Source organism: Sphaerospermopsis aphanizomenoides BCCUSP55 (assembly GCF_001586785.1).
GTDB lineage: Bacteria > Cyanobacteriota > Cyanobacteriia > Cyanobacteriales > Nostocaceae > Sphaerospermopsis_A > Sphaerospermopsis_A aphanizomenoides_A.
This window is the reverse complement of sequence record NZ_LUFH02000193.1, coordinates 1-3,555: the sequence shown is the minus strand read 5'-3', so window position 1 is coordinate 3,555 and position 3,555 is coordinate 1. Positions and strand designations below refer to the sequence as shown.

6 protein-coding genes and 1 pseudogene are annotated in these 3,555 nt (G+C 35.3%); 5 read left to right on the top strand and 2 right to left on the bottom strand.

The features are described from left to right. Nucleotides 1-182 (top strand): annotated as a pseudogene (locus tag A0J48_RS27320) (hypothetical protein); the annotation flags it as partial. A 17-nt stretch (nucleotides 183-199) separates the two neighbouring features. Here the strand turns inward: A0J48_RS27320 and A0J48_RS26025 are convergent. Next, nucleotides 200-397, bottom strand: coding sequence for a ribbon-helix-helix domain-containing protein (locus A0J48_RS26025; protein WP_325079219.1), 198 nt, complete (start codon nucleotides 395-397; stop codon nucleotides 200-202). Nucleotides 398-562: 165 nt separating this feature from the next. Here A0J48_RS26025 and A0J48_RS26020 point away from each other — a divergent pair, with 165 nt between their 5' ends. After that, nucleotides 563-799 (top strand): hypothetical protein, encoded by a 237-nt coding sequence (locus tag A0J48_RS26020; RefSeq protein ID WP_200327470.1) that lies wholly within the window; start codon nucleotides 563-565, stop codon nucleotides 797-799. A 194-nt stretch (nucleotides 800-993) separates the two neighbouring features. On the opposite strand, the gene A0J48_RS26015 is transcribed toward A0J48_RS26020, so the two are convergent. Next, nucleotides 994-1,284 (bottom strand): HNH endonuclease, encoded by a 291-nt coding sequence (locus A0J48_RS26015; RefSeq protein WP_200327469.1) that lies wholly within the window; start codon nucleotides 1,282-1,284, stop codon nucleotides 994-996. A 273-nt stretch (nucleotides 1,285-1,557) separates the two neighbouring features. Here A0J48_RS26015 and A0J48_RS26010 point away from each other — a divergent pair, with 273 nt between their 5' ends. The 3 genes from A0J48_RS26010 to A0J48_RS26000 all read left to right on the top strand — a co-directional run bounded on the left by A0J48_RS26010 (nucleotide 1,558) and on the right by A0J48_RS26000 (nucleotide 3,493). Beyond that, nucleotides 1,558-2,115, top strand: a complete 558-nt coding sequence (locus A0J48_RS26010) for a Uma2 family endonuclease (RefSeq protein ID WP_200327468.1) — start codon at nucleotides 1,558-1,560, stop codon at nucleotides 2,113-2,115. Between the two features lie 207 nt (nucleotides 2,116-2,322). After that, on the top strand, nucleotides 2,323-2,922 hold the full coding sequence (locus A0J48_RS26005; RefSeq protein WP_200327467.1) for a hypothetical protein: 600 nt from the start codon (nucleotides 2,323-2,325) through the stop codon (nucleotides 2,920-2,922). Between the two features lie 184 nt (nucleotides 2,923-3,106). Further along, nucleotides 3,107-3,493 carry a four helix bundle protein gene (locus A0J48_RS26000; protein ID WP_200327466.1) on the top strand — a complete coding sequence of 129 codons (387 nt, stop codon included), beginning with the start codon at nucleotides 3,107-3,109 and terminating at the stop codon, nucleotides 3,491-3,493. The last annotated feature ends 62 nt before the right edge of the window (nucleotides 3,494-3,555 follow it).

Sequence of the window (3,555 nt, the reverse complement as noted above, 5' to 3'; positions counted from 1 at the left end):
GTGTATTAAAAATCTCTCATCTTCTCCTTTTCCCACATAATATTACTATTTTGGAGATGTCTAATGAACGGGAAAACAAAACTGAGCAGGAATTTATCAGCTGGTCTAGGAATCGAGATCCAAGTGGGTTAGGCTGGAAATTTCAGGCAGAAGATGGGTTGTATTATCCAGTTCGGCAGTAATACCCGTTCACAGTTTATTAATCCTCACTTATATCTATTTTTACTAATTCCAATAAACCCTGTCTAATCACCTGTTCAACTAATTCACTTCTGGTGATACCTAATTTCTCGGATACCCTATCAAGTTCTGTAGAAGCAGTCTCAGTTAGCATTATCTGATACCTCTGCTTTGGTTCACCATATTTATCTTTCTCAGCTTTTCTTGGTCTTACCACGGGCTATACACACATCAACACCTCCACACTTTACAAATTTATGGGAGATGCTATATACACACTTACACATCTACATATAAAATAAAAATAAGGCGACACCTACGCTGCACTTCCTGAATCTTGGCAGGTAGGCAAATCGCCTTAACCCTTACAGGTAAATTAATCATGACACAAATTCAAAATTTTCTCGCCGGTGCTAATGACACCACAGTAGTCAAAGAACCTAGTAACAGAGAACCATTAAAGCATTTATTAATTGGCTCAAGGAGAACTGTTACTAGTACAATTCATCATTTACAGGTAATTGGTTATGCAGATGTTGGAGATTGGAGTGAACTTATACCCACTGGTAATATTGGGGAGTTCATGAGTATTTTAATCAGACAAATTATGATTAAATAACAAGAAATAACCAGTGATGCCAACTAATTAAAAATTATTTTGACAGGAGGAAGTTAAACCCTTCTGTCAAGAAAATTTTAGGGATTTATTTCTAGTTTAACTATTTTTGATACAGATAAATACAGACAAATAATTGTGGATTTTCTTTTTCCATTTCTCCTCAAGAAAATATCTACATCTCCAATGAATAAAATCTAAAATTTTGACAGATCAAATAGAGATAATTGACCAACAGAAACATTACCCTTTCCACCACGATGATAATTAAGGTGGCATCCAGAACAAAGACAAATTAGGTTCTCTAATCTGTTATCAGATGGGTCTCTATTCCAGTGATGAACCTGGAGATTATAGGCACGGGGGTTAATAATATCATTAGGTTTTTCACCAGGACGTAAGCAAACGCGACCGCATTTTTGACAACGCCAATCAGCTTTTTCTTTAATGTTTTTAGCCAATTCTTTCCAGTGCTTTGGGTACTCCATGATAACTGTTGAAACCAAACTTTAGGATTGTGATATTTTTATAAAATAAACGTGATATTATTATATAACAAACAACAACATTTTTGGTGATTATGATGTAACTGTAAACATTCAGCAATCAAAGTTCAGTCAAAAGGTGAAAAACTGAAGATTAGATGTAAATTCCTCATCAAAGAAAGAGAATTCAAGATTCAGGAGTTAGAATATCTCATTTTTATATTGAATTTTGAGCTTACAATGAAAATCACAGCCTAGATGCAAGGAAAACTCACCATGACAGTTACTACTGCTAAATGGAGTTTAGACGACTATCATCGCATGATTGAAATTGGCCTTTTAGCTGGTCGTCAGGTTGAACTACTAAATGGAGAAATTATCAACATGGCACCGGAAGGACCAGAACACGCACAAATTAATACTGACTCTGCTGAATATCTGCGTGAATTACTTGGTTCAAAAGCATTGGTAAGAGATGCAAAACCTATTACTATTCCTGAAAGTAATTCAGAACCAGAACCAGATTTAGCAATAGTTGAACCACAGCGTGCTATTTATCGCAGTCACCATCCTTATCCTGAAAATATATTTTGGTTAATCGAATATTCTCAAACGACCCTGAGTAAAGATTTAGATGTAAAACGCAAAACATACTCTGCTGCATCAATTCCTGAATATTGGGTAGTAGATTTAAAGAATCAACAAGTAAAAGTGTTTAGAGAACCAATAAATGGTGATGATTCCCAAGAATTAACCTTGACTTTAGGTGAAATATCTCCGTTAGCATTTCCAGAAATTAAAATTTCTATTCAACGTTTGCTACAAGGGTTTTAAGTAGGTCGGCGTTAAAAAAGGCAGGAGGCAGAAGGCAGGAGGGAAGACGTTTTTAGGAATTTTACATTTTTTTACATACCACTCTTCGAGAAGCTTCTGCGTGTCTACGGTTTTTTCGTGCTGACTTACTTAATTTAAATTCTTCTTCCTGTTAGTTTAGCATACTAAGTACAGTAGAGCCAATATTATTTAGTTAAGGTAATAAAAATGTCTTACAGTGATTTTAAATTAAGTGAAGTTATCCAAAACTTTGGATTGACAATAAATGAAGCTTCAGGGTTATTTGCAGAGACACCAGAGGAAGAATGTAGTGATTTACTAGCAACAATTCTCAAGGAAAATGTTGATTTAGCTGTTTCAATTAATACTGAAAAAGCTCGGTCTGAGATGATAATTAGTCCAATTTTACTGGAAGTTAGACGGAAATTGAATTACGAAATTAGTTTATTTTCGGGGGTAGATTTTAATGTGGATAACCAACAAGGATTAAATGGTTTTTGTGATTTTTTGATTAGTCTCTCCAAAGAACAGCTTTTTGTCCGCGCACCTGTAATTACATTGGTAGAAACTAAAAATGAAAACTTGAAATCAGGTTTGGCGCAATGTATAGCGGAAATGGTTGCTGCTCAGTTATTTAACGAACAAAAACAAAATCAGATTAAAATTGTTTATGGTGCTGTAACCATCGGTACTATTTGGCAGTTTTTGAAGTTAGAAGATAAAATTATTTCCATTGATTTAAGTGAATATTATATCAAGGATGTGAAAAAGATTCTGGGAATTTTAATCAGTGCCATTAGGCAATAATCAGTAGGTCGGCGTTAAAAATTGTCGTTATGGCAAGGAAGGGGAGCAGGGAGCAGGGGGCAGGGAGAAAGAATTTTCGTTTTTCTGCACAACCCACCTATATCGTCAGTGATTATCCGGGCATGATATAAGTTGGAGCAACGAAAATTTTGTGAAATAATCAGATGACAGTGGAGCAGGGGGAATGGAAAAAGAACCAATCAAAAGTCATGAAGACCTAGAAGTATATAAAATGGCTTTAGATGTTGCCATGAAAATTTTTGAATTATCTAAAAAGTTTCCTGTTGAAGAGAAGTATTCACTGACAGATCAAATTCGTAGATCATCACGGTCTGTCTGTGCAAATCTGGCAGAGGCATGGAGAAAACGTCGTTATGAGGCTGCTTTTATTGCTAAGTTGAATGATGTAGAAGCAGAAGCAGCAGAAACTCAGACTTGGCTTACTTTTGCTGTGAAATGTGGTTATTTAGAAGTTGATACAGGTAGAGAACTTTATAGAACCTACAACCAAGTATTAGGCATTCTAGTAACTATAATCAACAATCCATATCCCTGGCTCATAACACGCTAAGGGAACTCCAAAAAATAAATTATTCAATATTTTTTTGGAATCAAAACGACTACCCCCTGCCC

Coding starts and splice junctions, on each gene's coding strand:
- A0J48_RS26020 (WP_200327470.1), top strand. CDS start 563: ATGACACAAATTCAAAATTTTCTCGCCGGTGCTAATGACACCACAGTA.
- A0J48_RS26015 (WP_200327469.1), bottom strand. CDS start 1,284: ATGGAGTACCCAAAGCACTGGAAAGAATTGGCTAAAAACATTAAAGAA.
- A0J48_RS26010 (WP_200327468.1), top strand. CDS start 1,558: ATGACAGTTACTACTGCTAAATGGAGTTTAGACGACTATCATCGCATG.
- A0J48_RS26005 (WP_200327467.1), top strand. CDS start 2,323: ATGTCTTACAGTGATTTTAAATTAAGTGAAGTTATCCAAAACTTTGGA.
- A0J48_RS26000 (WP_200327466.1), top strand. CDS start 3,107: ATGGAAAAAGAACCAATCAAAAGTCATGAAGACCTAGAAGTATATAAA.